Origin of the sequence: Gilliamella sp. HK2, assembly GCF_001690265.1 — a bacterium.
GTDB lineage: Bacteria > Pseudomonadota > Gammaproteobacteria > Enterobacterales > Orbaceae > Gilliamella > Gilliamella apicola_C.
In genome coordinates, this window is record NZ_LZGV01000001.1 from 1 (window position 1) to 1,100 (window position 1,100).

Below are 1,100 nucleotides of genomic sequence, written 5' to 3' on the forward strand. Positions count from 1 at the left end.
CGGCTATTATTTGAAAAAGCGGCCGCTCAGGGACTGGCTAAAGCACAATATAACTTAGGCTCAATGTACCGTGATGAGTTAAACAACTTTCCGATTGCTTTAAGTTGGTTTGAAAAAGCGGCTGCTCAAGGCAATGCCGATGCTCAAAATAGTATTGGTTATATTTACGAAAACGCATCAGGCGGTAAAGCGCCTCGATTGTATATTTTTGACGAAAATGGCAACAATATCGACCCTGAACTACCTAAAATCGAAGCACAATTTGCCCGATTCGACAAAATGAGCTTACCCATTGAATATTATCCCCGTGGAGTTTACCCCTTGAGTGAATATGGCCAAGGGGTCGAGCCTGATTTACAAAAAGCCATTGAATGGTACCAAAAAGCCGCCAACCAAGGGCATGCCCTAGCGCAAACCAATTTGGCTTATTTTTATCTGTTTGGTATTGGGGTTGATAAAAATGAAAATCATGCCTTTACGCTTTATGAACAAGCAGCAAACCAACAGTTTGTCCCAGCAATAAGGACATTAGCGTTTATGTATATGCAAGGCTTAGGTACCAAAGTCGATGAATATAAAGCCTTTACCTTACTTGAGCAAGCTTATCAATTGCAGCCCGATGATAACTTATGGCAATTGATTGATGTAATAATGTCTAATCGATATGACTTTAATACTCAATTGAAGCGCCAAAAAACCAAATATCGCTCCCAATATAGTGCTCATGAAAAGGTGTGCGATGAAGATTTGATCTATGATAATTTCTTTTATCTGAAAGATTTTTACAATTTAAATATGCTCTATGGTTCACGAATTATCTCTTTTACGCTTTGGCCAAGAGACACCTTTGATATATTACTGGGCAATACAGTTGGCGAACAATCAACATTAAAAGAGCGCATATTGACCAAAGAAGCCATTCAAGGCAATCACATTATCATAACGTCGTTAAGTCACTATTATAAACGCGAAGAGCAAGATATTCCCCGTGCGCAATTATGGCGTAAATACGCGTTAAAAATGGGAGCGTCCAATCACCCTAGCGAATGGTCAGGATACCCACCGATAGAAGAAGATGAACTAAGAATGCATTAAAAGCG

Annotated in this window: 1 protein-coding gene; it reads left to right on the forward strand. The window is 39.5% G+C overall.

From position 1 onward, the window contains the following. The coding region (locus tag A9G45_RS00005; RefSeq protein WP_141673543.1) for a tetratricopeptide repeat protein at window positions 1–1,095 on the forward strand (1,095 nt) is incomplete at its 5' end. Window positions 1,096–1,100: the final 5 nt, after the last annotated feature.